Source organism: Rhodothermales bacterium (genome assembly GCA_017643395.1).
In the GTDB taxonomy this organism is placed as follows: domain Bacteria; phylum Bacteroidota; class Rhodothermia; order Rhodothermales; family UBA10348; genus JABDJZ01.
The window spans coordinates 1-1,169 of record JAEPNP010000014.1 but is presented as its reverse complement, the minus strand read 5'-3'; the positions used below and the strand labels follow the sequence as shown (position 1 = coordinate 1,169).

The 1,169-nt window shown below is 52.7% G+C and carries 2 tRNA genes and 2 rRNA genes; all 4 read left to right on the top strand.

Annotated features, from left to right (window positions below):
* Positions 1-297 (top strand): 16S ribosomal RNA (locus tag JJ896_18550); the annotation flags it as partial.
* Between the two features lie 139 nt (positions 298-436).
* A tRNA-Ile gene (locus JJ896_18545) sits at positions 437-510 on the top strand.
* Positions 511-517: 7 nt separating this feature from the next.
* Positions 518-591 (top strand) — tRNA-Ala (locus tag JJ896_18540).
* Positions 592-928: 337 nt separating this feature from the next.
* Positions 929-1,169, top strand: a 23S ribosomal RNA gene (locus tag JJ896_18535); the annotation flags it as partial.

Genomic DNA, 1,169 nt, shown 5'->3' with positions numbered 1-1,169 from the left:
GTACAATGGGTCGCCACCACGCGAGTGGGCGCAAATCCATAAAACCATTCTCAGTTCGGATCGGAGTCTGCAACTCGACTCCGTGAAGTTGGAATCGCTAGTAATCGCGTATCAGCAATGACGCGGTGAATACGTTCCCGGGCCTTGTACACACCGCCCGTCAAGCGATGGAAGTCAGAAGTACCTGATGTCGGCGTGCTAACCTTCGGGAGGCAGCTGCCTAGGGTAAGTCTGGTAACTGGCGCTAAGTCGTAACAAGGTAGCCGTACCGGAAGGTGCGGCTGGATCACCTCCTTTCACGGAGAGCTTGTTTGCAGGAATCTTCGGATGACCTGCGACGACGATCTTACGCGGCTCGTTACAAACAATCTGTTTTGTGCTTTAAGAAATTGAAGGCGTGGAAGGCCCTGGCCGACCGGAGCCTCAAACCCGAGCGGGGCTTGTAGCTCAGGTGGTTAGAGCGCACGCCTGATAAGCGTGAGGTCGGAGGTTCAAGTCCTCCCAAGCCCACATCGAGGGGGCTATAGCTCAGCTGGCTAGAGCACTGCCTTTGCAAGGCAGGGGTCCAGGGTTCGAATCCCTGTAGCTCCACACGTTTTAGAGTAGATATTTATTGATAATGGCATTGGCGCCTGAGTGGAAGTGAGCTTCCCGAAGCCAATGAGTAGTGTGCCGGAGCGATCCGGTAGCGCTAAGCGCCCTAGCTAAGCTAGTGCGCGCGAGGCGAGTTCTTTGACATGATGAAGAAGTAATGAGTAAAGTAGTTGAATGCAATGGCAACATTGTATTCACTCAATATTAGTGTCTTGGATTTATTCAAGACACGCCAAAGGTATCTGTTTGGCTTTCCCAAGCCAAGCAGACCACAATTAAACCTTGAAGCTGCGCACGGGCGTCATCGCGAGATGAGGGTCGTGCAAGTTCTATAAACAAAGCGGAAAAGGGCACACGGTGGATGCCTTGGCATGCAGAGGCGATGAAGGACGTGTAAAGCTGCGATAAGCTACGGGGAACTGCAAAAAAGTGTAGATCCGTAGATTTCCGAATGGGGCAACCCAATAGAGCCCACCTTGAGTGGGAGGCATACCCGGGGAACTGAAACATCTAAGTACCCGGAGGAAGAGAAAACAACAGTGATTCCCTAAGTAGCGGCGAGCGAACGGGGAGCA